Source organism: Rhizobium sp. F40D2 (genome assembly GCF_051810745.2).
GTDB lineage: Bacteria > Pseudomonadota > Alphaproteobacteria > Rhizobiales > Rhizobiaceae > Rhizobium.
This window is the reverse complement of the sequence record NZ_CM131436.1, coordinates 3,974,391-3,999,938: the sequence shown is the minus strand read 5'-3', so window position 1 is coordinate 3,999,938 and position 25,548 is coordinate 3,974,391. Positions and strand designations below refer to the sequence as shown.

Annotated in this window: 31 protein-coding genes, 1 tRNA gene and 1 pseudogene; 18 read left to right on the top strand and 15 right to left on the bottom strand. The window is 61.2% G+C overall.

Annotated elements, in window-relative coordinates:
• Positions 1-6 precede the first annotated feature (6 nt).
• Positions 7-594: a deaminase gene (locus ACS4RS_RS19275; protein ID WP_439009676.1), complete on the bottom strand. Its 588-nt coding sequence runs from the start codon at positions 592-594 to the stop codon at positions 7-9.
• Between ACS4RS_RS19275 and ACS4RS_RS19270 the strand changes: the two genes are divergently transcribed.
• Genes ACS4RS_RS19270 through ACS4RS_RS19245 form a run of 6 tightly spaced genes read left to right on the top strand, consistent with a single transcriptional unit; the run spans position 578 to position 6,068 of the window.
• Positions 578-859 (top strand): hypothetical protein, encoded by a 282-nt coding sequence (locus ACS4RS_RS19270; RefSeq protein WP_449313787.1) that lies wholly within the window; start codon positions 578-580, stop codon positions 857-859. The genes ACS4RS_RS19275 and ACS4RS_RS19270 overlap by 17 nt on opposite strands.
• A gap of 2 nt (positions 860-861) precedes the next feature.
• On the top strand, positions 862-2,298 hold the full coding sequence (cysG, locus tag ACS4RS_RS19265; protein WP_439009677.1) for a siroheme synthase CysG: 1,437 nt from the start codon (positions 862-864) through the stop codon (positions 2,296-2,298).
• 2 nt (positions 2,299-2,300) lie between these two features.
• On the top strand, positions 2,301-2,615 hold the full coding sequence (locus tag ACS4RS_RS19260) for a DUF2849 domain-containing protein (RefSeq protein WP_049735587.1): 315 nt from the start codon (positions 2,301-2,303) through the stop codon (positions 2,613-2,615).
• A gap of 8 nt (positions 2,616-2,623) precedes the next feature.
• Positions 2,624-4,294 carry a nitrite/sulfite reductase gene (locus ACS4RS_RS19255; protein ID WP_439009678.1) on the top strand — a complete coding sequence of 557 codons (1,671 nt, stop codon included), beginning with the start codon at positions 2,624-2,626 and terminating at the stop codon, positions 4,292-4,294.
• Between the two features lie 10 nt (positions 4,295-4,304).
• Positions 4,305-4,817: a DUF934 domain-containing protein gene (locus ACS4RS_RS19250; RefSeq protein ID WP_179610914.1), complete on the top strand. Its 513-nt coding sequence runs from the start codon at positions 4,305-4,307 to the stop codon at positions 4,815-4,817.
• Positions 4,818-4,856: 39 nt separating this feature from the next.
• Complete coding sequence (locus tag ACS4RS_RS19245; protein WP_439009679.1) at positions 4,857-6,068, top strand: UbiH/UbiF family hydroxylase; 1,212 nt, start codon at positions 4,857-4,859, stop codon at positions 6,066-6,068.
• On the opposite strand, the gene ACS4RS_RS19240 is transcribed toward ACS4RS_RS19245, so the two are convergent.
• From ACS4RS_RS19240 to ACS4RS_RS19225, 4 genes are all read right to left on the bottom strand, one after another.
• Positions 6,036-6,998: an AEC family transporter gene (locus tag ACS4RS_RS19240; protein WP_439009680.1), complete on the bottom strand. Its 963-nt coding sequence runs from the start codon at positions 6,996-6,998 to the stop codon at positions 6,036-6,038. The genes ACS4RS_RS19245 and ACS4RS_RS19240 overlap by 33 nt on opposite strands.
• 176 nt (positions 6,999-7,174) lie before the next feature.
• Complete coding sequence (locus ACS4RS_RS19235) at positions 7,175-8,083, bottom strand: MBL fold metallo-hydrolase (protein ID WP_439009681.1); 909 nt, start codon at positions 8,081-8,083, stop codon at positions 7,175-7,177.
• Between the two features lie 339 nt (positions 8,084-8,422).
• Positions 8,423-9,172 carry a cytochrome c biogenesis protein CcdA gene (locus ACS4RS_RS19230; protein ID WP_439009682.1) on the bottom strand — a complete coding sequence of 250 codons (750 nt, stop codon included), beginning with the start codon at positions 9,170-9,172 and terminating at the stop codon, positions 8,423-8,425.
• A gap of 169 nt (positions 9,173-9,341) precedes the next feature.
• Positions 9,342-10,223 (bottom strand): GyrI-like domain-containing protein, encoded by an 882-nt coding sequence (locus tag ACS4RS_RS19225; RefSeq protein ID WP_439009683.1) that lies wholly within the window; start codon positions 10,221-10,223, stop codon positions 9,342-9,344.
• 277 nt (positions 10,224-10,500) lie between these two features.
• On the opposite strand from ACS4RS_RS19225, the gene ACS4RS_RS19220 reads away from it, so the two are divergent.
• The 3 genes from ACS4RS_RS19220 (at position 10,501) to ACS4RS_RS19210 (ending at position 11,466) form a co-directional block, all read left to right on the top strand.
• Positions 10,501-10,576: transfer RNA gene (locus ACS4RS_RS19220), tRNA-Lys, on the top strand.
• Between the two features lie 286 nt (positions 10,577-10,862).
• The gene (locus ACS4RS_RS19215; protein ID WP_439011804.1) at positions 10,863-11,153 is read left to right on the top strand and encodes a ribbon-helix-helix domain-containing protein; all 291 of its coding nucleotides are present in this window, start codon (positions 10,863-10,865) and stop codon (positions 11,151-11,153) included.
• On the top strand, positions 11,140-11,466 hold the full coding sequence (locus ACS4RS_RS19210; protein ID WP_439009684.1) for a type II toxin-antitoxin system RelE/ParE family toxin: 327 nt from the start codon (positions 11,140-11,142) through the stop codon (positions 11,464-11,466). Before ACS4RS_RS19215 ends, ACS4RS_RS19210 begins: the two co-directional genes overlap by 14 nt.
• A gap of 20 nt (positions 11,467-11,486) precedes the next feature.
• On the opposite strand, the gene ACS4RS_RS19205 is transcribed toward ACS4RS_RS19210, so the two are convergent.
• Entirely contained in the window at positions 11,487-11,714 is a 228-nt protein-coding gene (locus ACS4RS_RS19205) for a hypothetical protein (protein WP_439009685.1), read from the bottom strand.
• A gap of 151 nt (positions 11,715-11,865) precedes the next feature.
• Between ACS4RS_RS19205 and ACS4RS_RS19200 the strand changes: the two genes are divergently transcribed.
• Both ACS4RS_RS19200 and ACS4RS_RS19195 read left to right on the top strand, forming a co-directional pair.
• Positions 11,866-12,069: a CsbD family protein gene (locus ACS4RS_RS19200; protein WP_439009686.1), complete on the top strand. Its 204-nt coding sequence runs from the start codon at positions 11,866-11,868 to the stop codon at positions 12,067-12,069.
• A gap of 175 nt (positions 12,070-12,244) precedes the next feature.
• A complete protein-coding gene (locus tag ACS4RS_RS19195; RefSeq protein WP_439009687.1) occupies positions 12,245-12,415 on the top strand; it encodes a hypothetical protein in 171 nt (56 codons plus the stop codon).
• A 304-nt stretch (positions 12,416-12,719) separates the two neighbouring features.
• Here the strand turns inward: ACS4RS_RS19195 and ACS4RS_RS19190 are convergent, their stop codons facing one another.
• Positions 12,720-13,178, bottom strand: coding sequence for a DUF3237 domain-containing protein (locus ACS4RS_RS19190; RefSeq protein WP_439009688.1), 459 nt, complete (start codon positions 13,176-13,178; stop codon positions 12,720-12,722).
• 107 nt (positions 13,179-13,285) lie between these two features.
• Between ACS4RS_RS19190 and ACS4RS_RS19185 the strand changes: the two genes are divergently transcribed.
• Together ACS4RS_RS19185 and ACS4RS_RS19180 are read left to right on the top strand one after the other, a co-directional pair.
• A complete protein-coding gene (locus tag ACS4RS_RS19185; protein ID WP_439009689.1) occupies positions 13,286-14,143 on the top strand; it encodes a LysR family transcriptional regulator in 858 nt (285 codons plus the stop codon).
• A gap of 118 nt (positions 14,144-14,261) precedes the next feature.
• Positions 14,262-15,755, top strand: coding sequence for an FAD-dependent monooxygenase (locus ACS4RS_RS19180; protein WP_439009690.1), 1,494 nt, complete (start codon positions 14,262-14,264; stop codon positions 15,753-15,755).
• Here ACS4RS_RS19180 and ACS4RS_RS19175 read toward each other — a convergent pair.
• Positions 15,752-16,486, bottom strand: coding sequence for a hypothetical protein (locus ACS4RS_RS19175; protein WP_439009691.1), 735 nt, complete (start codon positions 16,484-16,486; stop codon positions 15,752-15,754). The two genes, ACS4RS_RS19180 and ACS4RS_RS19175, sit on opposite strands and share 4 nt — an antisense overlap.
• 1,017 nt (positions 16,487-17,503) lie before the next feature.
• On the opposite strand from ACS4RS_RS19175, the gene ACS4RS_RS19170 reads away from it, so the two are divergent.
• Positions 17,504-17,797 carry a DUF982 domain-containing protein gene (locus tag ACS4RS_RS19170; RefSeq protein WP_439009692.1) on the top strand — a complete coding sequence of 98 codons (294 nt, stop codon included), beginning with the start codon at positions 17,504-17,506 and terminating at the stop codon, positions 17,795-17,797.
• Positions 17,798-17,873: 76 nt separating this feature from the next.
• Here ACS4RS_RS19170 and ACS4RS_RS19165 read toward each other — a convergent pair whose 3' ends face one another.
• A complete protein-coding gene (locus tag ACS4RS_RS19165; RefSeq protein WP_184376884.1) occupies positions 17,874-18,701 on the bottom strand; it encodes a nickel-binding protein in 828 nt (275 codons plus the stop codon).
• Between the two features lie 390 nt (positions 18,702-19,091).
• On the opposite strand from ACS4RS_RS19165, the gene ACS4RS_RS19160 reads away from it, so the two are divergent.
• From ACS4RS_RS19160 to ACS4RS_RS19145, 4 genes and pseudogenes are all read left to right on the top strand, one after another.
• The gene (locus tag ACS4RS_RS19160) at positions 19,092-19,349 is read left to right on the top strand and encodes a DUF982 domain-containing protein (RefSeq protein WP_003586584.1); all 258 of its coding nucleotides are present in this window, start codon (positions 19,092-19,094) and stop codon (positions 19,347-19,349) included.
• 101 nt (positions 19,350-19,450) lie between these two features.
• Positions 19,451-19,621, top strand: a complete 171-nt coding sequence (locus ACS4RS_RS19155) for a hypothetical protein (protein ID WP_010069037.1) — start codon at positions 19,451-19,453, stop codon at positions 19,619-19,621.
• Positions 19,621-19,857 (top strand): hypothetical protein, encoded by a 237-nt coding sequence (locus tag ACS4RS_RS19150; RefSeq protein ID WP_439009693.1) that lies wholly within the window; start codon positions 19,621-19,623, stop codon positions 19,855-19,857. Before ACS4RS_RS19155 ends, ACS4RS_RS19150 begins: the two co-directional genes overlap by 1 nt.
• Before the next feature lie 42 nt (positions 19,858-19,899).
• Positions 19,900-19,974: pseudogene (locus tag ACS4RS_RS19145) on the top strand (MarR family transcriptional regulator); the annotation flags it as partial.
• A gap of 35 nt (positions 19,975-20,009) precedes the next feature.
• Here the strand turns inward: ACS4RS_RS19145 and ACS4RS_RS19140 are convergent.
• The 6 genes from ACS4RS_RS19140 to ACS4RS_RS19115 all read right to left on the bottom strand — a co-directional run bounded on the left by ACS4RS_RS19140 (position 20,010) and on the right by ACS4RS_RS19115 (position 25,490).
• Positions 20,010-20,402, bottom strand: coding sequence for a RidA family protein (locus ACS4RS_RS19140; RefSeq protein ID WP_439009694.1), 393 nt, complete (start codon positions 20,400-20,402; stop codon positions 20,010-20,012).
• Positions 20,403-20,500: 98 nt separating this feature from the next.
• Positions 20,501-21,082 carry an NAD(P)H-dependent oxidoreductase gene (locus ACS4RS_RS19135; protein ID WP_439009695.1) on the bottom strand — a complete coding sequence of 194 codons (582 nt, stop codon included), beginning with the start codon at positions 21,080-21,082 and terminating at the stop codon, positions 20,501-20,503.
• Positions 21,082-22,488 carry an FAD-binding protein gene (locus ACS4RS_RS19130; RefSeq protein WP_439009696.1) on the bottom strand — a complete coding sequence of 469 codons (1,407 nt, stop codon included), beginning with the start codon at positions 22,486-22,488 and terminating at the stop codon, positions 21,082-21,084. Before ACS4RS_RS19130 ends, ACS4RS_RS19135 begins: the two co-directional genes overlap by 1 nt.
• A gap of 1 nt (position 22,489) precedes the next feature.
• Positions 22,490-23,803: a cytosine deaminase gene (locus ACS4RS_RS19125; protein ID WP_449313786.1), complete on the bottom strand. Its 1,314-nt coding sequence runs from the start codon at positions 23,801-23,803 to the stop codon at positions 22,490-22,492.
• On the bottom strand, positions 23,803-24,666 hold the full coding sequence (locus ACS4RS_RS19120; RefSeq protein ID WP_439009697.1) for an ABC transporter permease subunit: 864 nt from the start codon (positions 24,664-24,666) through the stop codon (positions 23,803-23,805). Before ACS4RS_RS19120 ends, ACS4RS_RS19125 begins: the two co-directional genes overlap by 1 nt.
• On the bottom strand, positions 24,666-25,490 hold the full coding sequence (locus ACS4RS_RS19115; protein ID WP_439009698.1) for an ATP-binding cassette domain-containing protein: 825 nt from the start codon (positions 25,488-25,490) through the stop codon (positions 24,666-24,668). Before ACS4RS_RS19115 ends, ACS4RS_RS19120 begins: the two co-directional genes overlap by 1 nt.
• Positions 25,491-25,548 lie beyond the last annotated feature (58 nt).

Here is a 25,548-nt window from a genome sequence, read left to right as displayed (position 1 = left end):
GGTGCCTCAGTTAAGGGGAATATCGTTGGCGCCCTTCGACGACTGGTAGGTGGAAGACAGCGCGTCGTAGCGGGCCTTGATGCGGGCGGTCTGCGCCGTGAGCGCGGTCTTTTGCTGAGCCTCTTCTGTCCCAACGAGATCGGCGATGGCAAAACTGTTCCAGAAGGCGTTTTGCCTGCGATAGCCGCCGGGTTCAAGCCCGAAGACCTCCTTGAGGATCTTCAGGTCGTGCGGAATGGCGAAGGCGTCGCGGGAATCCTCATGGCTGAAGAAATAGTAGAAATTGTCGAAGCCCGCCCAGGTGATCGCCGACATGCACATGGTGCAGGGTTCGTGCGTCGAAAGGAAGATCAGATCCTTGGTCCCCGGCTTCTCGCCAAGTTCGTAGAAGCGCTTCAGCGTATGCACCTCACCGTGCCAGAGCGGATTCTCCAGCTCGTTATTGGTCTCGGCGACGACGAGCGAAAGATCGGATTTGCGCAGGATCGCCGCGCCGAACACCTTGTTGCCCAAGGAAACGCCGCGCTCGGTCAGCGGCAGGATATCCTCCTCGATCACCGAAAGCAGGCGGGCGGCGATGGTCTTGTCAGGCATTGGCGTCTCCGATTTTTCCTCAGTCTATCGTCTTGGCGGCGCGAGCGAAATGCGCCAAACGCCGGTGGACGCCGTTTGTCACAAGCTTTATACTGCGCTGCAACAAAGAGAATGGGATCAGGTGGTTTTCGTCAGCACGGTTGACTTTTCTCAAATCGCCGATGACGCGAGCAAAAGAATACGCGCTTGCTGGGGCTTTCGAATTTCTGTTCCTTCAATCCCTTGTCGATCACGGGCATATTCTGGCAACTTCGAAGTGGATTGATGATGTCTTCCAAGACTGAGCAGCTTTCGGTATTTCCAGCCTTCTTTCGCGTGGAAGGTCAGAAGACGGCTGTCTTCGGCAATGGCGACGAGGCTTTCGCCAAGGTGCGGCTGCTGCTCAACACGCGGGCGCGGATCATCGCCTATGCCGACAGGCCCGAAGCCGATTATCACGCTTTCCTGATTGCCAACCGCATCGAGACCGTGCGCGCCGGCTTTTCCGCCGAGCAGGTCGCGGGTTCGGCACTGGTTTTCGCCGCCACCGGCGATGAAGCCGATGATCGCGAGATCGTCGATGCCGCCCGCGCCGCCCGAATTCCGGCCAATGCCGTCGATCAGCCCGATTACTGCGATTTCTTTACCCCGGCGCTCGTCAATCGCGCCCCCGTCGCCGTGGCGATCGGCACTGAAGGGGCAGGGCCGGTTCTGGCGCAGATGATCCGCGCGCAGATTGATCAGCTTCTTTCCCCGTCGCTCGGGCGGCTTGCCGGCCTGGCGACGAGCTATCGCAAATCAGTCGAGCAGATGGTGCCCCGTGGCGTTTCTCGCCGCGTCTTCTGGCGCCGATTCTTCTCAGGCGCGGTTGCCGATGCGGTCGCCAACGGCAACCTGCCGCAGGCCCGCCACGCCGCCGACCGGCTGCTGGAGGCGATGGACAAGGTCGCCGGCCATATCTGGCTGGTCGGCGCCGGCCCGGGCGCCGAGGATCTGTTGACGCTACGCGCCCAGCGCGTGATGATGGAAGCCGATGTCATCGTCTATGACGCGCTCGTGCCGCAGGCGATCGTCGATATGGGCCGCCGCGACGCCGAGCGGCTTTCGGTCGGCAAGCGCAAAGGCTGCCATTCGAAATCGCAGGAAGAGATCAACGACCTCCTGGTCGATCTCGGCCGCCAGGGCAAACGCGTCGTCCGCCTGAAATCAGGCGATCCGTTGGTCTATGGCCGGGCAGGGGAAGAGATGGCCGCGTTGCGCGCTGCCGGCATCACCTATGAGGTCGTGCCCGGCATCACCTCGGCTTTCGCCGCCGCTGCCGATTTCGAGCTGCCGCTGACACTGCGCGGCGTCGCCTCCTCGCTTGTTTTCACCACAGGCCATGATCTCACCGGCGACGTGCTGCCCGATTGGGCAAGCCTTGCCGTCTCCGGCGCGACGATCGCCGTCTATATGGGCCGCACGGTTGCCGCCTCGGTCGCCGAGCGGCTGATGCAGGCCGGCATTCCCTCCGAGACGACAGTCGCCGTCATCGAAAATGCCAGCCGCGCGGAGCGCCGCCTGCTGCATGGCACGCTTGCCGATCTGCCCGATCTGCAGCACCGCGACGAGTTGACCGGCCCGGTCATGGTCATTATCGGCGATGCGGTCGCTGGCGCCAATTTCGAACTGTCCGAGCCACTGGTGCGTGCGAACGCCCGGCTCGAGGAACTTGCAAGGAGCTGAATATGGTAGACAAGGTTCTGACGGCCAACCGGCTGACGGATGGCATTGCCGTCTGGCTGGATGCGAACGGGAAGTGGTCCACTTCGCTGCAGGAAGCGCTTGTCGCCCGCCATAACGAAGCCGTCGAAGCGCTTGAGGCGATCGGCAAGAAATCCTATGCCGACAACGAGGTGGTTGACGTTGCCGTCGTCGAAGTCCAGGAAACCAACGGCATTCTCTGGCCGCTTCGCCTGCGTGAGCGCATCCGCGCGCAAGGGCCGACCATGGAATATGCACCGGGCTACGCTCCGGCCGATCCCGAATTCATTGCAGTCTGAGGAAGACGATGTACCGTTACGACGAATTTGACCATGCCTTTGTCAGCGAGCGCGTCGAGCAGTTCCGCGACCAGGTCCAGCGCCGTCTTGCCGGCGAGCTTGCCGAGGATGCGTTCAAGCCACTGCGCCTGATGAATGGCGTCTACCTGCAGCTTCATGCCTATATGCTGCGCATCGCCATTCCCTACGGGACGCTCAGCGCTCGTCAGATGCGCATGCTCGCTCATATCGCCCGTACCTATGACCGTGGTTATGGCCACTTCACCACGCGCCAGAACCTGCAGTTCAACTGGCCGAAGCTGTCGGAAATCCCCGATGCGCTCGCCGATCTCGCAAGCGTCGAGATGCATGCCCTGCAGACGTCGGGCAATTGCATCAGAAACGTGACCGCCGATCATTTTGCCGGTGCCGCCGCCGACGAGATCGCCGATCCGCGTCCCTATGCGGAAATCCTGCGCCAGTGGTCTTCGGTCCACCCGGAATTCTCCTTCCTGCCGCGCAAGTTCAAGATCGCCGTCACCGGCGCCGAGCGCGACCGTGCTGCGATCCAGGTCCATGATATCGGTCTGCATCTGAAGAAGAACGATAAGGGTGAGATCGGCTTTGCCGTCTATGTCGGCGGCGGCCAGGGCCGTACGCCGATGATCGCCAAGCTGATCCGCGACTTCCTGCCCGAGGAGGATCTGCTCTCCTACACCACGGCCATCGTGCGCGTGTACAATCTGCACGGCCGCCGTGACAACAAGTACAAGGCCCGCATCAAGATCCTCGTCCATGAGACCGGCGCCGAGGAACTGACGCGCCAGGTCGAGGCCGAATTCGCCTCGCTTAGGGATAGTGAGCTCAAGCTGCCGGAAACGGACGTCGAGGCGATCGCCGCCTATTTCGCGCCGCCGGCTCTGCCTCAGCGCGCCGAGGGCTGGGAAAACCTCGCCCGCTGGAAGAAGGCCGATCCGGCTTTCGCCCGCTGGGTCCAGCAGAATGTGCAGCCACACAAGAACCCCGATTACGGCATGGTGACGATCTCGCTGAAGCCGATCGGCGGCATTCCGGGCGACGCCACCGACGCGCAGATGGATGCAATCGCCGATCTCGCCGAAGAATATGCCTTCGATGAAATCCGCGTCAGCCATGAGCAGAATCTGATCCTGCCGCATGTGGCGCTGGCCGATCTCGAAGCCGTCTATCGTGGCCTCGTCGCCATCGATCTGGCGGAAGCCAATGCTGGCCTGATTACCGATATCATTGCCTGTCCCGGGCTCGACTACTGCGCGCTCGCCAATGCGCGCTCCATCCCGCTGGCGCAGGAAATCTCCCGCCGCTTCGGCAGCGCCGAACGTCAGGCCGAGATCGGCGAGCTGAAGATCAAGATCTCCGGCTGCATCAATGCCTGCGGCCACCATCATGTCGGTCATATCGGCCTGCTCGGTGTGGAGAAGAAGGGCGCCGAACTCTATCAGATCACGCTCGGCGGCTCCGGCGACGAGCATACCTCGATCGGCGAAATCATCGGCCGCGGCTTCGAGCCGGACCGGGTGACGGACGCGATCGAGACGATCGTCGACACCTATCTCGGCCTGCGCCTTGATCCGTCGGAGATCTTTCTTGCTGCCTATCGCCGCGTGGGGCCGCAGCCCTTCAAGACTGCGCTCTACGGCGCTGCTGCGGAAGCGGCATAAGGAGGCGATGATGACGAAGATCTGGAGAGAAACCGGTTTTGTCGACAACGATCCCTGGGTGATCGAGACCGACGAGGTGAAGGCTTCAGGCGAGCAGAAGCCGCTGCTCAGCCTCGACGAACTGATTGCCAAGGCCGACGAAAGCAATGATGTCGGTCTCGGCGTGCTGATCAAGCCGGCCGACGACGTGCGCCGGCTGGAGCCTTATCTCTATCGCCTTGAAATCGTTGCCGTCGCCTTTCCGGCCTTCAATGACGGGCGGGCCTTCAGCCATGCCTCGCTGCTGCGCCAGCGCTTGGGCTACACCAACGAACTGCGCGCCGTCGGCGACGTGCTGATCGATCAAGTGCCGCTCATGCAGCGCGTCGGCATCGACAGTTTTGCCGTCAGCAATGCCACGGCGCTGAAGCGGCTTGCCGAAAATCGTCTTCCCGCCATTCCCCATCATTATCAGCCGGCGGTGCGTGACGCCGAAGCCGGCAAGGGCTATAGTTGGCGCCGTCAGGCGAAGCCGGCCGCATAAGCGGACCGCTCCGTCTTTTCAGGATGGCGGAACGGTAGCATGAAGACATTCGAAGTGGGGGTGATCGGTGGCGGTCTCGCCGGCATGATCGCTGCAATCGCGCTCGCCCGCGGCGGCCGCAGCGTGGCGCTGGTGGCGCCCGTTGCCGCAAAGGAAGATCGGCGCACCACGGCGCTGATGGATCAGTCGATCCGCTTCCTCGACCGGCTGGCGCTCTGGGAAAAACTGCGCCCGGCAGCCACGCCTCTCTCCAGCATGCGCATCGTCGACGGCACCGACCGGCTGTTGCGCGCGCCGACGACCACCTTCCGCGCGGCCGAGGTCGGCCTTGACGCCTTCGGCTATAATTTCCCCAACAAGGCGCTGATCGAGGTCCTCGAAACAGCCGTCGCCGGCGAGGGCAATATCACCCGCTTCACCGACATGGCCGAATCGATCGCGATATCAGCCGAGTCCGTGTCGATCACGCTTGCCGGCGGTGAGACGCTGACCGCCGATTTTGCCGTCGGGGCCGATGGCCGCGGCTCGAAGCTGCGCGAGACGGCCGGTATCGGCGTTCGCAACTGGTCCTATCCGCAATCGGCGATGGTGCTGAATTTCGCCCATTCGCTGCCGCACCAGAATATCTCGACGGAATTCCACACCAAACACGGCCCTTTCACCCAGGTGCCGCTGCCGCAGGGCCGCTCCAGCCTCGTCTGGGTGCAGGAGCCCGCTGAGGCCGCATGCCGTATAAAATTGCCTCTGACCGAACTTGGGCTTCTCGTCGAGGCGCGTATGCAGTCCATGCTCGGCAAGGTCAATGTGGAGGAGGGCGTCCAGGTCTGGCCGCTGTCCGGCATGATGGCGCATCGTTTCGGCAAAGGGCGCATCGCGCTGATCGGTGAGGCTGCCCATGTCTTCCCGCCGATCGGGGCGCAGGGACTGAACCTTAGCCTGCGCGATATCATGGCGCTGGCCGATATCCTCTGCGACCGGGCCGAATTGCCGGTGCCGGCAGATGCCGGCGAAAGCTTCGACCGCAAGCGCCGCGCCGATATATTGACGCGCACGGCAAGTGTCGATCTTCTCAACCGCTCGCTGCTTTCGGATTTCCTGCCGGTGCAGATGCTGCGGGCTGCCGGCCTGCATATCCTCTCGGCTATTCCACCGCTGCGCAACATCGTCATGCGCGAGGGCATCGAGCCCGGCCGCGGCTTCCGCGATATTCCGGATTCTTTAAGAGAAAAGCTGAAGCGGAAGAAAGCCTGAGCGAATAGCGATCAGCCAGAGCGAAACGCTGACCACCGAAAGCACCGTCGTGATCAGGATCGTCGCCGAGGCGCGCTCCTGCCACACGCCATATTGCTGGCCGATGACGAAGACGTTGGTCGCCGTCGGCAGCGAGGCAAGCAGCACGGCGGCCTGGATCCACACCGGCTCGAAACCACCGACAACAGTCAGCGCCAGGAAAACCGCGATCGGATGCAGGATCAGCTTCGCCGGCACGATATAGCCGATCTCTGCCGGAATTCGCTTCAGCGGCCGGAGCGCCAGCGTCACGCCCATGGCAAAGAGGGCGCAGGGAGCAGCCGCCTGGGAAAGATAGTCGACGAGGCGCTGGAACGCCAGCGGCTGATCGATGTGCAGGGCGGCGACGGCAAAGCCTGATGCCGTCGACAGGATGAAGGGATGCAGCGCCACCTTCCGGGCGATATCGGCGGCAAGCCGCCCGGCCGAACGTTTATCGTCGCCGGCCGCCGCCATCAGCGCCGGCGCGACGATGAAATGCAGCGCGTTCTCGAAGCAGATGATCAGCGCCACCGGCACGGCCGCACCTTCGCCAAGCGCTAAGAGCGCCAGGCCCGGCCCCATATAGCCAATATTGCCATAGGCACCGGCAAGAGACTGGATCGTGCAGTCGGCCAACGAATTGCCGCGCACGAGTCGGCCGATGACGAGAAGCAGGATGAAGACCGCATAGGTCGCGGCGATATCGGTGACGATGAAATCGACGCGCGTCAGTTCTTCGATCGGCGTGCGCGAGACGAGCTTGAAGAACAGCGCGGGCAGGGCGGCATAGATGATGAAGGTGTTCAGCCAGCCGAGGGCTTCGGCGGGCTGCTTCGTCGCCTTGGCGGCGGCGTAACCGATCAGGATCAGGCCGAAGAACGGCAGGAGGAGGCTGACGATATCGGCCAAGAGGTCTTCCAGTGCACGGGGATTACAGGCGGGTAGGGATCCGATTTAAAGCAATTCCAGCCAAAGTGCACAGCGGTTTTGCTGGAGTTGCGTGAAAACAAAGAGATAGAGCGTTTTCGTCGTTCGAAGAAAGACGGAAACGCTCTAATTTTATTGAGGCCTAACCCGACAAGCGGTCAGTAGTCCCAGAAAGCCGGTACCCAGCGAAAGGCGTCGCCGTCGACCGCCACCCGGCCGACGGACGGGAACGGCAGGTGTGTGGCCACCAGTTGCTCGCCGGTTTCCGCCAGTTCTCGTAAAAGACGGACTCGAACGCGAGCCGCCTCCTCGGGGTCGTGTTCGAAGCCGTTGTACCAATCGGGGTGTTCAAACCCGACTGCGAACACGGCGTCGCCGGCAAACATCAGCCGGTCCCCACCGGACGCAAGGCGGATTACGCTGTGGCCGGGGGTGTGGCCGCCGGTGCGATGGACGACCACGCCCGGCGCCACCTCGCACTCCTCGTCGAACAGCTGCAGATGGCCGCTGTATTCTTTCGCGAACCGCTTGGCAGCCGCCCGAAGCGCGTCCGGGAACCCCGGCGGCATGGAAACGTGGGAGAAATCGGGCGCCTCCCAGAACTTGACTTCGGCGGCGGCTACGTGGATCCGCAGGTCCGGACGCAGTTGCTCCTTAACCCCGTCGACGAGCAGCCCGCCAATGTGGTCCATGTGCATGTGGGTCAGCACCACGTCGGTCACGGCCGCAAGATCGATGCCGGCGGCCTCCAGTCGCTTGATCAACTGTCCGGCTCGCGGCAAGCGCAAGTCCGGATCGACCCCCAGCCCGGCGTCGAGGAGTATGGTCTGGCCGCCGCTCCGCACCACGACGACGTTGAGCGCCCAATCCAAAGCGTCCGGCGGCAGGTACATGTCTTTCAGCCAGGCCGCCCGGGCGGCCGGATCGGCGTTGTGGCCCAGCATCGCGGTTGGCAGCGGTAGCACTCCATCACTGACCACCAACACCTCAATCTCGCCGATATTAAGCGCGTAGCGCGATGGAACCAACTCGTCGAGCCGAGGGCTCATCTTTGTCTCAAGGTTCATGTTCGTCTCCTTCTGACCGCCGCCTTAAACACGGCACCGACGACGCTACATGGAGGCGTGTTTGTGATCGATTGGGTCGAGGGGTAAGGGCGTTGGGGCCAAGGGGCAGGGCAAGCCATACCACGGCATAGGTGCAGGTTGCCTTTTACTGCCGGGTGGCTGTTGATGAGGACGGAGTCGATCAGATCAGCGCCTGCGGCAAGTTAGCTGGCATAGCGAAATCGGCAATCGGACGCCTAATGCATGTCGCCCGGAAGCGTGCAGCGGTTCCGCGATAACGACATGCATCAAAACAAGAGCTAAAGCGCGTCGCATGAATCAAGCTTCATGCGACGCGCTTTAGCCGATCTGCATCAACACCGGGAAGGCCTGCTGGAACCAGATGGCGACATCGCTGACCCATCCGAACAGGAAGGCGAGGCCGGTCAGCACGAGGAAGACACCCATCACCTTTTCCACCGTGCCGAGATGGCGGCGGAAGCGCGACAGGAAGCGCATGAAGGCGCCGGAAAAGCCGGCAGCGATCCAGAAGGGGACGGCCAGGCCGAGCGAATAGACGGCAAGCAGGCCGGCGCCGGAGCCGACTGTCTCGCGCGAGGCGGCGACGCCGAGGATCGCGCCGAGAACCGGCCCGATGCAGGGCGTCCAGCCGAAGGCGAAGGCAAGGCCCATAATATAGGCGCCGGTCAGCGTCGCTGGCTTGCCGCCGCCATGGAAGCGCGCTTCGCGGGCAAGGATTCCGATTCGGAAGAGGCCGAGGAAATTCAGCCCCATGACGATGATGATAAGCCCGCCGAGTTTCGACAACAGGTCGAGATGCTGGCGAAGCGCCATGCCGATGCTGGAGGCACCCGCGCCAAGCGCAACGAAGACGGTGGCAAAGCCGAGCGTGAAGAGCAGGGCGGAGAACAATACGCCGCGCCGGACGACGGGCGCGACGGCAACCGTACCGCCGCCACGGAACTGCTCGACTGAAATGCCGGCCATATAGCAGAGATAGGGTGGGACGAGGGGAAGCACGCACGGCGAAAGGAAGGAAAGCGCCCCGGCAATCAGCGCGCTCCACAGGGAAATATCGGCAATCGACACACATTCTCTCCGGCTGCAATCTACATGATGTTCCTAACTTTGCAGGCCGCGGATTGCCAATCACCTTTTTGCGTTTGGCGAGCCCTGAAGCGCCCCTGAAGCACCAACGGGAGGATAGCGGCCTGTCAGGATCTTGCGATCAGAAGCGACAAGCCGCCATCCCAGCGCGCTATCTCAGCGGCAGAAACAATTCCGCGACCGCCTCATGCTCCGGCACCTCCGGAAAGAAGCTCAGCCGCTGGCAATAGATCGGGAAATCGCCGGCTTCTTCACCGCTCAGCGGAAGCCAGTCGCGATAGAGATAGAGCGCGGCGGGCTCCAGATTATCGGTGTTGCCGACGACGCGCAGCACCGCACAGCGTCCGCCGGGGATCTCGCCGGCCTTGATCTCATCGCCGTTCGCCGCGATCGGTTGGTCGGTCCCGACACAAAGGTCCACGCAATAATCTGCAGGCGACGCGGGACGCCGCTCGGAACGCCAGACATTGAAGGTCGGATTTGTCTTGGGGTGCAGGCCGGCGGCCGTGCGCCAGGCGATGAACCGCTGGATGGTGGCGCCGAGCGTCGCCGGGTCGCCCCGATGCTCGATGATCGCCACCGGCGTCGGCGGCACATCGCGGATCGTCACGTCGTCAGTAGTAAAACTCTTTTGCATGCGCTTGCTCCTAGCGTTGTCGAGAGGCCCGAAGGCCGCAAGCCACGGCTCCCAGTCGGGAGACTTCCGGAATGACGAAGGCGATTGCCCGAACCGTTGCCGAAAGGCGCGGGCGAAGGCATCCGGTGCGTCGTAACCGGCATCCATCGCTATCTCGGTGACGCTTTGGGCATCCCTGTAGGCTAGCCGGTGCGAAGCGCGCTTCATCCGGGCAAGCTGGATATAGCGATGCATGGATAGACCGAAGGTCGCCGTGAACTGCCGGTGGAAATGGAACTTCGAGAAGGCCGCAACGCCGCTCACCATTTCCAGGTCCAGATCGTCGTCCAGGTGCCGGTCTATGTAGTCAAGCACCCGCTGCATCCGGGCATGGTAGTTTTGCAGCGCCGCCTTCATCCTTCTGTCCTCCGTGGCAGCTTCAACTAAACGCAGGCCGGCCTGACGCGCTCGATCGATCTTGCGGTTTTCTCACGGGTCGCAGAACATCGCCAAGGATATGGTGACAAGCTCGCCCCCGATTTCTCGTCATGTGCCTTGCGCTCGCAAGCTATGTGCCTTGCGTCCGCAAGAAATGTGCCGACTGCCGGAAAAAGCCGAATTTTTCGGTTGACCGCAATGGGTCGCCTGCCTATGTTCCGCCCACTTCCAGCCGGGGTGCTTCACCGCGGAGAGGGAGAGCGTAGCTCAGCCGGTAGAGCAACTGACTTTTAATCAGTAGGTCTCGGGTTCGAACCCCGACGCTCTCACCAACCCATTTCAATGGCTTGTAACATTGATGTAGGTTGGATATGAGCGGAAACCTTCGCACATTTCTCGCACTGTTTTGAGGGATCAACTGACATCCCAAAGTGACTGGTGACAGAATCCGCATCTATCGGCGATCCAACGAAGCAGTTTATCTTGAGCATTAAGTCATAGATTGCCAGCAGTTCCTAACTGTTGGTGGAGAACCTATTGGCACCACTGCTCCTGATTTCTCTGGTGCAAGGTATGATTTTATCATACTTTGTAAGAAACCGTGGAAAGTGTGCGACGATGCGAAATGCGGAAAAGGTAACGATTACACTCACGGCCGACATGTTGCGGAGCGTCCGCGATACCGTCGAGGCGGGTGAGTTTGCGACCACGAGTGAAGCGATGCGTGATGCGGTGCGGGTGTGGCAACGACAGCGCCTTGAGGATGCCGAACGCCTAAACGCGATGCGCGCCCGCATCCGGCGTTCTCTGGACGATCCCCGCCCGAGCTTAGCCGAAGAAGAGGCCGAAGCGGACATGGACCGCTTCATGAAAGGTCAGGAAAAAGCGTCCAGCAATGAGGCGCGCTAGGGTCGTCTACCGGCCCGAGGCGCTTGGCGACCTTCGCCAAATCTATCTCAACATTGCGGATATCAGTCAGAGCAACGTCACTGCCAATCGCTTCGTCAAGCGTATCATGGCAAGATGCCATAAGATCGGCGATGCACCGAATGGCGGGCGTCCTCGGGATGATTTGGCACCAGGCTTACGGATTGTTCCTTTTGAGCATTCCGCCGTGATTGCCTATCACGTTGCCGACGCAGTCGAGATCGTCAACACATTCTATGGTGGCAGAAACTATGAGGCCTTGTTTCGGGTGGGCGATGACGGGGATGAGGCGTGAAGCGAGATGGTCATTGGGCGTCATGAATATCCGCCAAAAGCCAATAGAAGCACGCCAACTGCGATAACAGCCAGGGCTGGCCAATTTCGCGATACTCCGAGGAACCTCAGGCCCTGGCGCCGTGGTTCCAGCGTGCTGCCGCCTTGCGGCATCTGGTGCAGGTCACTCGGCGTTCGACCGAGGGCTGACCGAAAGAGGAAAAGAAGCCCTCCAATTATAAGAGCCGCACCGATCAGGATTGCCCACATCGTCGCCTCCGTTAGGGACAAGGGCGCAAGTTAAACCAGATCCGGATCTGATTGTTCCCGGGTGACTGCATCTGTCGGGTCGCCCATTTATCGACCGGAACACTTAACCTTCGTCTCCGTTCCTCTATTCCAGCGATAGGAGGAAATACCCATGGATTGGAACCGTGTTGAAGGCAACTGGAAGCAGATGAAGGGCAAGGTAAAGGAGCAGTGGGGCAAGCTCACTGACGATGACCTTGACATCATCGCTGGCAAGCGTGATCAGCTCGAAGGCAAGATCCAGGAGCGCTACGGCTACGAAAAAGACCGTGCGAAGAAGGACATCGACGACTGGTACGGCCGGCAGCCCTGGTAATCAGGGAGACGTCGCCTATCTCAAGCCGTCGGCGTCTGGCCGGCGGCTTATCTGTGCCGGCCGCCGCTGCGCGGCCTTGAGGGCGGATGAAGTGCACCCCGGGCACGTAGGATAAGCGATCATCGACGGACCTCCACTCTCGGAACCGGAAGCGCTCGAAATCTTGGAGATCGCAATGGACAAGACACCGAAAACGGCAATCCGTGGAATGATGTTGTACGTACTCGCGCTTCTCGTCCTGGGCATTTTGGCGGGCGCCGCCTATACGCTCTATGGCCATCCCGCCGATCCGTCCGAGCGGCCAGCGGCCGAGACGATTCCGCAAAAAGCCGCGGCTCCGCAGTGAGGCATCACACCAACTATTTGATTGATCGCCCTTCGAGAACAAACGGCGACCCGGGAAAGCACCTGCCACATCGGCGTCCTACCCGGTCAGGTCGTGTTGGAACGGCCGGGTTCCACGACAAGAAAACAGCAAGCGGCAAGCAACCTGGCTTTGGAAGACAAGGCAGAAACTCCTGTCGCAAGTCGCTCCAACCAGTAAGGATCTCTGTTTATAGGGAGAACAACCTGCGACACGGAATCAGCCCCTGCTGAGAGAAGCCGTTACGGCATTATGTTTACCCATCGCCGAGGGCCTGGGAGCGCATCTAGAGAATTTCAAATACGTCATACTCAACGCCGCCCGGACACCGTCCGCCCTGCGCAACCGCGACGATTTGGTTGAGCCACGCGTGCTGTGGTGCCGCCGTCTCGAAATAGGGAGTTGTCCGCAGATAATATTCGGAGGTGTCGACCGCTTCGCCGCGCGCCAGACGCTCGTCAACTGCCGGGGTGGAGCTCCGGACGCCGCGATAGGTCATCAAGATCAGATCGCCGTCATCGGTGACGAGCAGGAGCCTGACATCCTGCTGAAACGTGCCGTCTGCGCGAGCAAGCAGCAGATCGGAGCCAATCAGCGGCGACACGTCGCCTTTCAGGCGCTCGCCCTCAAAATATCCTCCGGAAACGGAAAATATGCGGCGGCCTCCGGCCGGCGTCTGGCCGAGCTCCAAGGCCGGATGAAGTGTCATGAAAAGTTTGAATAAGGGCCGAGATTGCAGGGTCATATCAGATCGCCTATTGTTAACTTCAACCCTAGCTGCAGGCGCTCTGTCCCCAAAACGCGCTTTGCTTGTGAGCATCACAAGAAAAACTCATCAAAAGCGAAGAGATCATGCGGCCGCCGTTGGAGTCCTTGCGAATTCTGGAAGCCTGCGTTTCTGCCGGCAGCTTTGCCCGCGCGGCCGAGCGTTTATGCCTCACCCCAGCGGCAGTCAGCCTGCGTATCCGTACGTTGGAGACCGAACTTGGTCAGCCGCTGTTCCAGCGTGCTGGGCGCCGCGTTGTCCCGACGGCTGCTGCCGCTGTTCTGGCGGGCCGAATTCGGGCGGCATTGGATGGCATTGCCGGCGCGCTTGATGAGTTCCAGGCGGCCATGCCACCTCTTCGGCTGACGGCGCCTCCGACATTCGCCTCGCGCTGGCTCGCACCGCGGCTGTCCCGCTATCCCTCAGTAAGAACATCCCAGATCGAGGTCGACGTCTCCGCCGATATTCGCGATCCCAGCGCATTTGACGTTGCCATAAGGACGGGGCGTGGCGGATGGGAAGGGCTTGACGAATATCGGCTCGCTCCGGTTGAGGCAACACCGATCCTGGCGCCCTCACTGCTTGGATCGAGAACGCTGAACGGGCCGGATGGGCTGGTCGATTTCGAGCTTTTGCCGCATCCGGATTGGGATGCCTGGTTCAGGGGCGCTCAATGCGAGACGCAGCCGGCTCTGCGGTTTGCGATGGTCGATTATCCCACGCACGAATTGGACGCCAGTGCGGCGGTGGCAGGTGTCGGCGTGGCGCTGTTGTCGCCGTCCTTGTTTCGACCGCTCTTGGAGAAGGGACTGCTGATCGCACCCTTCCCATATGTGCTGACCGGGCCGGCCTGGCATTTCGCGTTGATACGCGCCGACGACTCCCGTCCCGCGCCCAGGCAGCTCTGCGCATGGCTTTGCGAGCGGGCGCACGAGCCAGCCTGATAGGGAACAACCTGCGAAAGCCCAAATCGGCAGCAGGCCAGCCCCGATCAATTTGCCTTCCCGGAAACAATCGAGCCCCTATATCGCCCTCGGACAGTCGGACAGCAGGAGTTTGCGGATGCTGGAGCATGCAGTGGTGATTGCCGGAGGGGGGCCGACGAGCCTCATGCTGGCGGGCGAATTGGCCCTGGCAGGCGTTGATGTCGCGATCGTCGAACGCCGCCCGAACCAGGAGATCGTCGGTTCGCGCGCCGGCGGCCTCAGCGCACGCACCCTCGAGGTTCTCGATCAGCGCGGCGTGGTCGATCGGTTCCTCGCGGAAGGGCAGATCGCCCAGGTTACCGGATTTGCGGTGACGCGCCTCGATATCAGCGATTTTCCGACCCGGCACAATTACGGGCTGGCGCTGCGGCAGAAGCATATCGAGCGCATTATGGCGGAATGGATCGGCGAACTGCCGGTGACGATCTACCGTGGCCGTGAGCTGACCGGCTTCGCGCAGGACGATACCGGCGTCACACTCGAACTCTCCGATGGTTTCAAGCTCAGGGCAGGCTATTTCGTCGGCTGCGATGGCGGCCGCAGTCTGGTTCGCAAGCTGGCCGGCATTGAATTTCCGGGATGGGATGCGACGACCAGCAATATTCTTGCCGAGGCCGAGATGGAAGTGGAGCCGCCGCTCGGCGTCCATCGCACGGCGCTCGGCATGCATGCCTTCGGCCGTGAGGAATACGAAATCCACGACGGCAAGGTCGTCTTTGCCAGCGAAGGCCCGGTCAACGTCATGGTGACGGAAAGGAATGCCGGCGGCACGGCCGAGCCGACGCTCGGCGATCTCAGGCAAGCCCTGATCGAAACATGCGGAACGGATTATGGCATCCATAGCCTGAGGTGGATTTCCAGGTTCACCGATATGTCGCGGCAGGCGGCGGCCTACCGCAAGGGCCGGATTTTCCTGGCCGGCGACGCCGCGCATGTTCATTCTCCAGTGGGCGGGCAGGGCCTCAACACCGGTGTGCAGGACGCCGTCAATCTGGGCTGGAAGCTGGCTCAGGTGGTGAAGGGAATATCGCCGGAAAGCTTGCTCGACACCTATCACGCCGAGCGCCATCCGGTGGCCGCCCGCGTGTTGCGCACGACGATGGCGCAGGTCGCGCTGCAGCGGACCGATGACCGCACCGAAGCCTTGCGAGACGTCGTCCTGGAGCTCCTCGCCATGCGGGAGCCGCGCAAGAAGATCGCCGCCGAAATGTCCGGGCTGGCCATCCATTACGACCTCGGCGAGGGGCATCCGCTGCTTGGCCGCCGCATGCCGGACCTCGACCTCACCACGCCCGATGGCCGGCTCCGCGTCTATGCTCTACTCCAAAATGCGCGGCCGCTGCTCTTGAATCTGGGTGCACGCGGCAGCCTCGACATCGCGCCGTGGTCTGGCCGCATCCAACTGGTCGACGCCAGCTATGACGGCGCATGGGAGCTGCCGGCGCTGGGTGCGGTCTCAGCCTCAACCGCAGTGCTGATCCGGCCCGATGGCTATGTGGCCTGGGTGGGCGAGGGGACGCCGGATGGCCTTCGCGAGGCGATGATTACCTGGTTCGGACCACCTAGCTAAGCGGCCAGAGGCATTGAGCTGCAATGCGATATCGCTTCGGCCTCCGGCACGGGTTTGCCGCGGCGCTCCCATGTCCGGCGGCTGATGCCGAAAGCCTCCCAAGGGCGCGCCTGGCTGAAGGAATTGGCGAGATAGTCGGCTCTGGGACGTGCGCCGGCGGCGCGGCGTTGCTGCTCTTTCCGGCTTCGGTCCCGCTGCCGCCGCTTCTCTTTTTGAAGTTTTGCTCTTTTCGCCTTCGGCACATCGAAGGCGCCGATCGTGCGGATATCGAGGGCGCACCGTTCGGCGTAGCTCAAATGCAGAGCGTGGCCGAGCGCGTCGGCCGACAGCGAGGAAAAACGCACCTTCGTTCGCTCGTAGATGATCTCCTCCACGTCCGATTTCCCAGCCCAGGGAAGCCATCGCGCCGCCCAGCCGAGAACCACGTCCACGAACTCCTGCCCAAATTCGACAAGGGCGAGACTGGCGATCACCTCGACATAGATCAATGCGTCATCCGCTTCGGGCACGATCGTTCCATGGCGATGCCTGATCAATTTTTCGATCTCGCGCATCCGGCCGCGGAAATGGTTCCAGCGGCCGCCTCGCGCGCGACGCTGCACCGCCTTATACCCCAGTAAGCAATCGCCGACTTTGACGGCCGAAACATCCCGGGCGAAACTATCCGAATAATCGGCCTTTGCAGCCCGCTTCCTGGATTGAGTTGCTTCATCCGCACCAAGACGTTCCATCGATTTCCCTCGCGACCGGCCACGGGAAGGCCGAAACGCGTGACTGTAAAGGAAGTCGAGGGGGTGATGTAGCCCATCCAACCGTCATTCGGTGGATTGTTGACGAAACGGCAATGGAGCGCGTTTCGTGCCTCGGTGGCCAACAGGCGCAAACAGCGTCCGGCCAAGCCAAAGTCGACCGAAACCAGTCGCGCGGAAGCTTATCGATCTATCGGCGCCAACGGGTCTGATCTCCATCTGATCCTGGAGAGAAGGCCCATCGCCACAATTTAAATGAATCAGCGAAAGCCGAAGAAGCTCAAAATCGCGAGCACGATGACGACAGCGCCGACAAGCCAGATCAAATTGTTCATGGGGAACCGTTCTCCTATTTTGTATTGAGCCAACCGTGACCCGTTGCGTTAACTGCGGGGCGGGCTTGGAGTTCCCTTAGCTTTCCTATCGCTGCAGCGCGCCTCCTCTTACGACGGAGGCATATCGCGGCTGCTCCCTGCGGCAAGCGCAGCGATGCCTGTCCGCCGCCGCGCCTTCAATAACTGCACGAGCGCGCGTTGCTGGGCCTGAAACCACCCGCGCAAGCCGGGTTGATTGATGTGTCCCGTTGATACTGGAAATCTTCACGATCGTGCTTGGCGGGTGAGGTGCAGGAAGACGTGATCGTGGACACACCGAGCAGTGCGCCGGCGACTACGAACGTCAGAAATCGGTTCATCTGGCTCTCCCTTGCGGAGTTGATCTTGGTCACAACATACCATGCCGTCACGAGCATATACGAAACTTGCCGCGCGATTGATCACGCTTGGCTGAACATATGTGCGATGGATCAACCAATCTGATCCTGTGCTTTTGAACCTAGATCGCTGATCAATTCACTCAAGATAATCTGATCGGGCTATTCTGCCATTATGGAAGTAGTTGCGGATGCTTTTGGCCAGATGCAGGCGATTTTGTCTTGAATAAATCAAGGTTTTTCAGTAATATTATCCTATAAAAAAGTAATATAAATGGGAGGATACTATGACGGAAACTCGGTTTGATCCGGTTTTGCTTCATCACCAGCATTTCATCGCAGAGATCACATGTCTCGATGAAATCTTCGATTTTCTGGATGAATGGCCGGCGGACAAACGAGGTCTGGCATATGACACGCTGTTGAAGGCGTGCAGGGACACGGCCAGTGGCCGTTTCCCGCTGAGCGCTGCGCGCGAGAATTTCCGGCGTTTTCTGAAGATGTCGGGCGTGCTCGCCAAGGTTGAGGCTGCCCCAAAATTCGAGCAGCTGATCGGTGACCGAAATATCGGCAATGCTTGATAGGATAGAATGTGCAAAGGCGCGCCGTCACATCATGTGCGGCGCGTTCTGGTTTTGCGGGGATTTCGACAGGATCTCAGGCAGTCGCGTCATTCGCCCAGTCGCATCGGAACACCATCACAGGCTTCGAAAAGCCCTTGAGCCGCCGGCGCGAGGCGTGACCGAAAAGATCGGCGGCGCCATATTCCCGAAAGATATTCTCTGAGACGAGGATCTGGTCGCTGGAGGCAGCCGCACAGAGGCGTGCGGCGAGCTGTACGGTCGAGCCGAACAGGTCGTTGCTGTCCTCGACCGGCTCGCCGCAGTCCAGCCCAATGCGGATATGGATCGGCTCGGTGTTTCCGCCGTTGTAGAGCTGGAATTCCTTCTGGATCGCCATGGCGCATTCGACGGCGGCGGTGGTCGCGGAAAAGGCCGCCATGATGCCGTCGCCGGTGTGCTTCACTTCGCGGCCGGAATTTTGGCCGAGGCATCGGCGCACGATCGCGTCATGGGCTCTCACCATTTCGGTCCCGATGCGGTCGCCGAGCCGCGCCGTCATCTCGGTCGATCCGACGATATCGGTAAAGAGGATTGCCCGGTGGCCGGGATCTATCTCGGCGGAGGATTGGCCAGGCGCCGGATCGGGGTCGTGAATTCGGCCGAGAAACGCCTCGACCGCAGATAACGCGACTTCAACGACCTCGCCGGCGACGAAGCCGTGCGCCTCGCGATGCACACATTGGGCGGTTTCCATGTCTGGCGCGTCCACGAGACAGAAGGCGGTCCCGCGCCGCTGATCGAACCAATAGGTCAGGAACTTGACGCCGTAGCGATCCTGAATGTCCAGATCCATGCGATGCGCCTGGGCAACGTCGGCCGCCGACGTTCCTTCGAGAAAGTGCCGATCCATGAAGATAGGCATCGCGCGTCCTCCCAGATCCGTTGCGTGCAAGCGATGACATTGTACGATCCGGATGCTTCTGCGTCCACCTTTGGTACAATCAATGAAGGATTATAGAGACCGTTTCTTCCGAAGATCCGATCCGTTGCTGTAAATCCTGTAGAATACTTGCGGCAAGGCCGGCTTCTAATGAGTAGGCTTAGCAGGAGAAGCCTGATATTTACCGTAATTAGTCGTTTGTTAACCGGTTGCGGGGTTCTCGGCTCCGATCGGAGCACTTCAAGCGTTGCATGGTCTCAAAAGCGCCTGGGTGAAAGGGGGCGAGGAGAATGTCTGCTCTCGCCCGCCCCACGGCACGCAAATTGCATCGTTAACTCGTAAGCTCACCGAAACTGGAAAAGCTGTAGCAAAGTGAGACAGACGGCAAATTTTCGACCGGTCGGCTTAGCCTCAATGGGGCTTGGCCATTATGCCGTTATTAACTCTGTGTGGGACGCCGCGCGCACGCTGCTGCACGAGTGGCCGGTCGATGACGGCGAAGACTATTTCGAAGCCGTGAAGTCATGCCTGGATGCGATTATTGGCGATCTCCCGCCGGAAGAGGTGCGGGCATCCTTTATCCGGGCTGCGCAGGAAGCCGGCATCGCCGTCATCGAAGCTGCGGACTGAACGCCCACCCGATCCAATCGTCCTGAACGCCAGATCCACCCGGCTTGACTTTCTCGGCCGAAAGTCTAGTGTGGAACAAAACAGGAACACTGGAGATGGTCATGACGCATACGGAACAGGTGATCGCCAACGCCCTAGCCCTTGTCGAAGCGTCGCGTGCGGCGCGCGAGCGCGATCAGCTGCGACGCGCCGCCTGGCAGAGAAAGGTCGAACTCAGCCGGCCGCTGCCGCCCTTGCCGCGTCCGGTTCAATTGCCATTGGCGCTGAACTGATGCAACCGGCAAAGATCCCGGAACCCGATCCAGTTTGGCCCGAACCGGTTTGGCCCGATCCGGCATGGGAAGTCGAAGCCGTGCTGGCCTGGCATGACGACAATGCCAAGGCGGCGATCCGCTCGCTGCTCGACGACTGCAAACATCTCCGCCAACAACTGGCGCTGGCGGAGCGGGCGATGAGCCGCGGAATGACCCGCGGTTGGAGGCCGCGATACAAGCGCGACGCCCTCTGAGACAAGGCGGCCTCTCGCAGTTTCAGACGCGCCTTGGAGAGCCGTCGTCAGGTTGCCAAGCTCGAAAGCCTCGGCCTTGTCGAGTGTCGCGGAAGTGCTGCAGATCGCCGCGTGCGCGGGGGCGGCTGACAAGCGCGCGTCCTACGCTCGCTTCAGCAAATCAGCTTGGCGGCCGTGACTTCGACTTCCACGAGAAATTCGGGGCGGGTGAAGCCGCTGACGATGATCAGCGTCGAGGCCGGCTTCGGATCGAGTGTGTAGCGATCCCGCATGGCCATATAAGCGGGGAAATCCTCGCGCTTTGTCACGAAGCCTGAGATGCGGATGACGTCGGCAAAACTCATTTCCGCCTCGGCGAGAATTGCTTTGATGGCCTCGAAGCAAAGTTCTGCCTGTGCACCGATATCTTCCGGCACTTTCTCGTCGAGACCGATTCCGAGCTGCCCCGAGGTCACGAGCAGAGAGGCGCCCGCCGGCACCAGCAGCCCGTGATTGTAATTCCCAAACGGGCGCCGGACAGACGATGGATTGATAATCTTCTTCATAAGCATTTCCTTAGCTGAACGAGGAACTGCGACGAACAGACTATATGGTCGAATGACGAAAGCAGATGACAGTCGATGCCTCGGTTGAGGCGAGAGGCTTAGAATTGCGCCATCGCCACTTTCACTTTTTCCAGAAACCTGGCCCGGGTTTCGGGCGTGCAGTTGTTCATGTCGTAATGGGCAAGAAAGGTGACTGGCCGCAGCGGATTGATCTGCGCCCTCAGCACACGCTTGACGATTTTCTTCGGCGGGTTGCCGGCGGCGAAGGCGCGAAACGGCGTGGCACCGTATGTCAGCACGGCCGCGAGTTTCCTGATGTGGCGCAGCCGCGATTCCACTTTGCCGTCGATCAGTTCGAACGAGACTCCAGGCAGCCAGACGCGATCGAAATATCCCTTCAGGATCGCCGGGAAACCGAAATTCCAGATCGGCGTCACCAGCACCAGTCCTTCAGCCTGCCTCAGCCGTTCGACATAGGGTTTCACCAGCGCGGTATTATCGGGATAATCGTGATAGGCGAGCCGGTCGTGACGGGAGAGCACCGGATCGAAATTCTCGGCGTAGAGATCGCACGCATCCACCTCGTGACCGGCCTCTCGCAGGCTTTCCAGCGTCTGTTTGTAGAGCGCCTTGCCGTAGCTTTCCTCGACCGGATGCGAATGAAGGACGAGAACTCTCATCAGGCCTCCATGACGCTCGCCAGCCCGGGGAAGAGGTAGTTTTTGCCGGCATTGAAATCGAAATCAGGATTCTCCCAGGCGATCATCTTGCCGGGGTTCAACAGACCGCTCGGGTCCGTTTCCTGCTTGAAGGCGAGCTGTACCTTGTCGGTGCGCTTCATGCCGCCTTCTTCAAGCGTATAGCGATGCGGATTGAAGATCGGGCAGCCGTGATCCTGGTGGATCGTGATGATCTCCTCGAGGCGCTCCGCCGTGGTATAACGCACCAGAGGCAGGCCGGAGCATTGGATCTGGCCGTCGAACCTGATGAATTCGAGGTGGCCCGGCACTTCCTCACCGAAGATCTCGACCATCTTCGCGACCTTGGCGACGTGATCCGGGCCTGGATACTGAACCTGGAGATAGGTGAAGCCGGGATCGACCTTCAGCGCACGCAGTGTCGTGTGGTTCCAGGCAAGCTCATAGGCATGTGGAATGCCTTTCATGCTTTCGATCGTGTCGGAGCGGAAGAGGATCTCACCCTTGTGGGCGCCGGCAAAGGCCAGGAAGGCATCCATCGAATGCGGCGCGATCATCAGCACGACCACCGACTGGCCCTTGCGGATAAAGGGCCTGTGGCGGGTGAAATATTCGTGCGGGATCGGTGCCGCGATCGGCGCGATTTCCTTGACGAGGATGCCGTTGCATTTGGCCAATGCATCCGCGAAGCGCACTGATGCCATGAAGTCGTCATAGCCGACAAGCACGTCGACCCAATCATAGGCAGGGGCGAGCGGCATTTCGATTTCGGTGATGATCCCGTTGGTGCCGTAGGCATGGCTTACCTTCTGCAGGTCCCAGCCGGTCAGGTCCAGCACGCGCGGCTCGGCCTCCATTGTGACGACGCGCAGACGCAGAATATTGCCGAGATCGCGCAGACCGCCCCAGGTGATTGACCCGACGCCGCCGGAGCCACCGGCGATAAAGCCACCGACCGTCGCCGTCTGCGCCGTCGACGGGTGGAAGCGCAGTTCCTGGCCGGAATGCGCTTTGGTCTGCTTGTCGAGCTGCGCAATGACGATCCCCGGTTCGCAGACAACCCGTCCAGGATGGATTTCCTTGATCTTGTCCATGGCCGCAAGGTTGAGCACAATGCCGCCGGAAAGTGGCATGGCCTGGCCGTAATTGCCGGTGCCGGCACCGCGCGGCGTTACCGGCACGCCATGCGCGAAGGCGACCTTGAGTGTTCGGATGACCTCGTCTTCGTTTTTCGGGGTGACGACGAGATCGGCCGTGACATTGTCGAGCTGTGCCTTCAATATCGGCGAATACCAGTAAAAATCGCGGCTCTTCTGGCGCACCAGGGCCGGATTGTCCTCGACGGCGATGCCTTCGAGTTGCTTTTTGATCGTCTGATAATCCGGCATGTCAGGCTCCAAAGACGCTGTCGAGTTCACGGTAGTCCGGCAGGCTGCGGTCGATCACCTTGCCGCGCCGAAGCACCACGCGGTCAGACTGCGGACGGGAAAGAAATTCGCTCCAGCGCCGGGCGCTGAAAAGCACAAGATCGGCTGAGGCGCCAGCGGCGATGCGCCCCTTGTCGGGCCGGCCGAGAATATCCGCGGGCGAGGTGGTAACGATGCGCGCGGCCGTGTCCAGCGGATGATCGAGATGCAGAATACGGACCGCCTCGCGCAACACTTCGACCGGGTCGAGATCGCCATAGCCATAAAAAGGATCACGCGTGTTGTCGGAGGCCACCGCTGTCGCAACGCCGGCCGCCGCCAGTTCCTTGAACAGGGTGACGCCGCGCCAGCGAGGCGTCCGGCCGGGGTAACGGTCCTGCAGATACAGGTTGCACATCGGCAGCGAGACGACGGAGATGCCAGCCTTCGCGACAAGCTCGACCGTGCATTTTGCCGTCTCCTCGTCTTGCCTGGCGAGCGAGCAGCAATGACCCGCCGTTACCTTGCCTTCGAACCGGTTGCGCAGCACGGCCTGCGCGATCGCCTTCAGCGTCTCGGCGGCAGGATCGTCGCTCTCGTCGACATGAAGATCGACGTCGAGGCCATTGTCGGCGGCAGCCCTGAAAAGCACATCGAGCTGGCTGTCGAGATCGGCGGTCATTCGGGTGACGCCGCCGATCAGCCCGCCTTTTTCGCGGACGACGGCGACCAGGTCGGCGAAATAGGCCGCGTCCACCATATTTTCCATCGGGAAGAGCGCCACTGCCTGCAGCGCGATCCTGTCTTTCCAGGCCTCGCGCATCTCGACAAAAACCTCGAAGGAAATGCGGTGCTGCGGTGCCAGCGGATCGAGATGGGTGCGGATCAGATTGGTGCCGTGCGCATAGGCAGAGCGTAGCGAAAATTCCATCCGCTTGCCGACATCAGCCGCCGACCAGTACGTCTCCCGGTCCGCCCGCACTGCGTCCAGGGCGCCGACGAAGGTGCCGTCGGGATTGGCGTTGCGCGGCCAGATATGCCCCTTGTCGAGATGGGTGTGCATGTCGGTGAAGCAGGGCCAGACCATGCCGTCCTTCAGATCGGATCGTGGCAATTCCACCGGTGCTGCGCCCGCCGGCAGCAGCGCAGAGATGACGCCATCGGCGATGACGATATCCGCCTTGACCAGCCCCTCTATGGCCGGCGCGGCAAATCCCTCGACGGCGATGGCAGGCAGCGTCGCATTGCTCAGCACGAAGCGGCCGGCATTGGGCGGCGAAAGGAAGGAATGGGTCATCAGTTTTCCCGTTTCAGGCTGCTCTCATGCCAACGGTGCAGGGCGAGCCAGGAAATGAAGGAGGTCACGGCGAAGATTGCCACACCAAGCAGGGAGAGCATCAGCAGCGCGGCGAAGAGACGCGGAATGTTGAGCCGATATTGCGCTTCGAGAAGCCGGAAGGCGAGGCCGGAGCCGGCGCCCGCCGAGCCTGCCGCGAATTCCGCGACGACGGCGGCGATCAGCGCCAGGCCGCCGCCGATCCTCAGACCCGTCATGAAATAGGGTTGGGCGGCGGGCAGTTTCAAAAAGAGCAGCGTCTGCCAGCGCGAGGCGCCGTAAAGCTCGAAGAGGTTGATGAGATTGTGGTCGACGCTCTTCAGCCCCTGGACCATGTTCGAAAGGATCGGGAAGAAGGCGACGAGGAAGGCGCAGATCAACAGCGCCATCTGTGTCGACGGCGCATAGATCAGAATCAGCGGCGAGATCGCCACGACCGGCGTCACCTGCAGGATGACGGCAAGCGGATAGAAGGCGAGTTCGATCCAGCGCGACTGCACCAGGAAGATCGCAAAGCCGACGCCGCCGACAAGGGCCAGCATCAGCGACAGGAAAGTGATCTTGGTGGTGACCCAGAGCGCAGGCGCAAGCGTACCCCAGTCCGTCACGAAAGCGTTTGCCACTGCAGCCGGACCTGGCAGGATATAGGGCGGCACGCCCGAGAGCTTCACATAGGCGTACCAGATCAGGATCAGCATGCCGATAACGAGGAAGGGGATGGTGATGCGCAGCGCGAGATCGCGGTGCCTTGCGCCTGCGGGATTGGGAATGGCATTTGCAGCAAGGTAAGGGAGCTGTGGCGGCGTATCAGTTTGGTCGCGCATCAATGCTCTCCCGCCGCGTTGATTGCTCCGATCAGCGAAAGGGAGACCGTCTCACAAGCCCTTCGGTATTCTTCCGAGGTGCGGTAATGCTCGTCACGTTCAAGGCTGGTGGTCAGCGGGACGTCGGCATGTACGCGGCCCGGTCTTGATTTCATCACGACGATGCGGTTCGAGAGATAGGCGGATTCGAAGACCGAGTGGGTGACGAAGATGACGGTGATGCCTGTCGTCTTCCAGAGCCGAAGCACGTCGTCGTTCAGCCTCTGACGGGTGATTTCGTCAAGCGCCGCGAAAGGCTCGTCCATCAACAGCAGCTTCGGTTTCGTCACCAACGCGCGGGCGATCGAGACACGCATCTTCATGCCGCCGGAAAGTTCGCGTGGATAGGCCCTGGCGAAATCCTGGAGGCCGACGGTGGTCAGCGCCTGCATGATCTCTGCATGCGCTGCCGCCTTCGAAGCCCCCCTCAACCTCAGCGGCAGATGGACATTGTCGAACACGTTCTTCCACGGCATCAGCGTCGGCTCCTGGAAGACAAAGCCGATATCACCTTCCGGCAGGCCCTTCGAATTGACGCGCGAACTCGGCCAGTCGATCGTTCCCGACGTCACGTCGCCAAGGCCGGCGATGATGCGCAGCGCCGTCGACTTGCCGCAGCCCGAAGGGCCGAGCAGGCTGACGAACTCGCCGCGCTCGACAGTGACCGACATGTCGGAGAGGGCGACGGTGCCGCTGGAAAAGACTTTCGAGACCGACTGCATCACGACCAGCGGCCGCTTGCGCGTCTCTTGCGGGGATAGGGCCTGGGCTTCTGCTAAGGGCATGCCTGTCTCATTCGCCAGGGGAGGATGAGGTCCGCCGTCGCTGCGGCGGACCGTTTGG

Excerpts from the sequence above, each read along its gene's own strand:
- ACS4RS_RS19135 (WP_439009695.1), bottom strand. The coding sequence starts at position 21,082 with ATGAGAGTTCTCGTCCTTCATTCGCATCCGGTCGAGGAAAGCTACGGC.
- ACS4RS_RS19210 (WP_439009684.1), top strand. The coding sequence starts at position 11,140 with ATGAGGCGCGCTAGGGTCGTCTACCGGCCCGAGGCGCTTGGCGACCTT.
- ACS4RS_RS19215 (WP_439011804.1), top strand. The coding sequence starts at position 10,863 with ATGCGAAATGCGGAAAAGGTAACGATTACACTCACGGCCGACATGTTG.
- ACS4RS_RS19150 (WP_439009693.1), top strand. The coding sequence starts at position 19,621 with ATGCAACCGGCAAAGATCCCGGAACCCGATCCAGTTTGGCCCGAACCG.
- ACS4RS_RS19200 (WP_439009686.1), top strand. The coding sequence starts at position 11,866 with ATGGATTGGAACCGTGTTGAAGGCAACTGGAAGCAGATGAAGGGCAAG.
- ACS4RS_RS19235 (WP_439009681.1), bottom strand. The coding sequence starts at position 8,083 with ATGAACCTTGAGACAAAGATGAGCCCTCGGCTCGACGAGTTGGTTCCA.
- ACS4RS_RS19260 (WP_049735587.1), top strand. The coding sequence starts at position 2,301 with ATGGTAGACAAGGTTCTGACGGCCAACCGGCTGACGGATGGCATTGCC.
- ACS4RS_RS19245 (WP_439009679.1), top strand. The coding sequence starts at position 4,857 with ATGAAGACATTCGAAGTGGGGGTGATCGGTGGCGGTCTCGCCGGCATG.
- ACS4RS_RS19275 (WP_439009676.1), bottom strand. The coding sequence starts at position 594 with ATGCCTGACAAGACCATCGCCGCCCGCCTGCTTTCGGTGATCGAGGAG.
- ACS4RS_RS19120 (WP_439009697.1), bottom strand. The coding sequence starts at position 24,666 with ATGCGCGACCAAACTGATACGCCGCCACAGCTCCCTTACCTTGCTGCA.
- ACS4RS_RS19115 (WP_439009698.1), bottom strand. The coding sequence starts at position 25,490 with ATGCCCTTAGCAGAAGCCCAGGCCCTATCCCCGCAAGAGACGCGCAAG.
- ACS4RS_RS19130 (WP_439009696.1), bottom strand. The coding sequence starts at position 22,488 with ATGCCGGATTATCAGACGATCAAAAAGCAACTCGAAGGCATCGCCGTC.
- ACS4RS_RS19165 (WP_184376884.1), bottom strand. The coding sequence starts at position 18,701 with ATGCCTATCTTCATGGATCGGCACTTTCTCGAAGGAACGTCGGCGGCC.
- ACS4RS_RS19195 (WP_439009687.1), top strand. The coding sequence starts at position 12,245 with ATGGACAAGACACCGAAAACGGCAATCCGTGGAATGATGTTGTACGTA.
- ACS4RS_RS19205 (WP_439009685.1), bottom strand. The coding sequence starts at position 11,714 with ATGTGGGCAATCCTGATCGGTGCGGCTCTTATAATTGGAGGGCTTCTT.
- ACS4RS_RS19185 (WP_439009689.1), top strand. The coding sequence starts at position 13,286 with ATGCGGCCGCCGTTGGAGTCCTTGCGAATTCTGGAAGCCTGCGTTTCT.
- ACS4RS_RS19140 (WP_439009694.1), bottom strand. The coding sequence starts at position 20,402 with ATGAAGAAGATTATCAATCCATCGTCTGTCCGGCGCCCGTTTGGGAAT.
- cysG (WP_439009677.1), top strand. The coding sequence starts at position 862 with ATGTCTTCCAAGACTGAGCAGCTTTCGGTATTTCCAGCCTTCTTTCGC.
- ACS4RS_RS19175 (WP_439009691.1), bottom strand. The coding sequence starts at position 16,486 with ATGGAACGTCTTGGTGCGGATGAAGCAACTCAATCCAGGAAGCGGGCT.
- ACS4RS_RS19155 (WP_010069037.1), top strand. The coding sequence starts at position 19,451 with ATGACGCATACGGAACAGGTGATCGCCAACGCCCTAGCCCTTGTCGAA.
- ACS4RS_RS19125 (WP_449313786.1), bottom strand. The coding sequence starts at position 23,803 with ATGACCCATTCCTTCCTTTCGCCGCCCAATGCCGGCCGCTTCGTGCTG.
- ACS4RS_RS19170 (WP_439009692.1), top strand. The coding sequence starts at position 17,504 with ATGACGGAAACTCGGTTTGATCCGGTTTTGCTTCATCACCAGCATTTC.
- ACS4RS_RS19225 (WP_439009683.1), bottom strand. The coding sequence starts at position 10,223 with ATGAAGGCGGCGCTGCAAAACTACCATGCCCGGATGCAGCGGGTGCTT.
- ACS4RS_RS19190 (WP_439009688.1), bottom strand. The coding sequence starts at position 13,178 with ATGACCCTGCAATCTCGGCCCTTATTCAAACTTTTCATGACACTTCAT.
- ACS4RS_RS19255 (WP_439009678.1), top strand. The coding sequence starts at position 2,624 with ATGTACCGTTACGACGAATTTGACCATGCCTTTGTCAGCGAGCGCGTC.
- ACS4RS_RS19250 (WP_179610914.1), top strand. The coding sequence starts at position 4,305 with ATGACGAAGATCTGGAGAGAAACCGGTTTTGTCGACAACGATCCCTGG.
- ACS4RS_RS19270 (WP_449313787.1), top strand. The coding sequence starts at position 578 with ATGGTCTTGTCAGGCATTGGCGTCTCCGATTTTTCCTCAGTCTATCGT.
- ACS4RS_RS19180 (WP_439009690.1), top strand. The coding sequence starts at position 14,262 with ATGCTGGAGCATGCAGTGGTGATTGCCGGAGGGGGGCCGACGAGCCTC.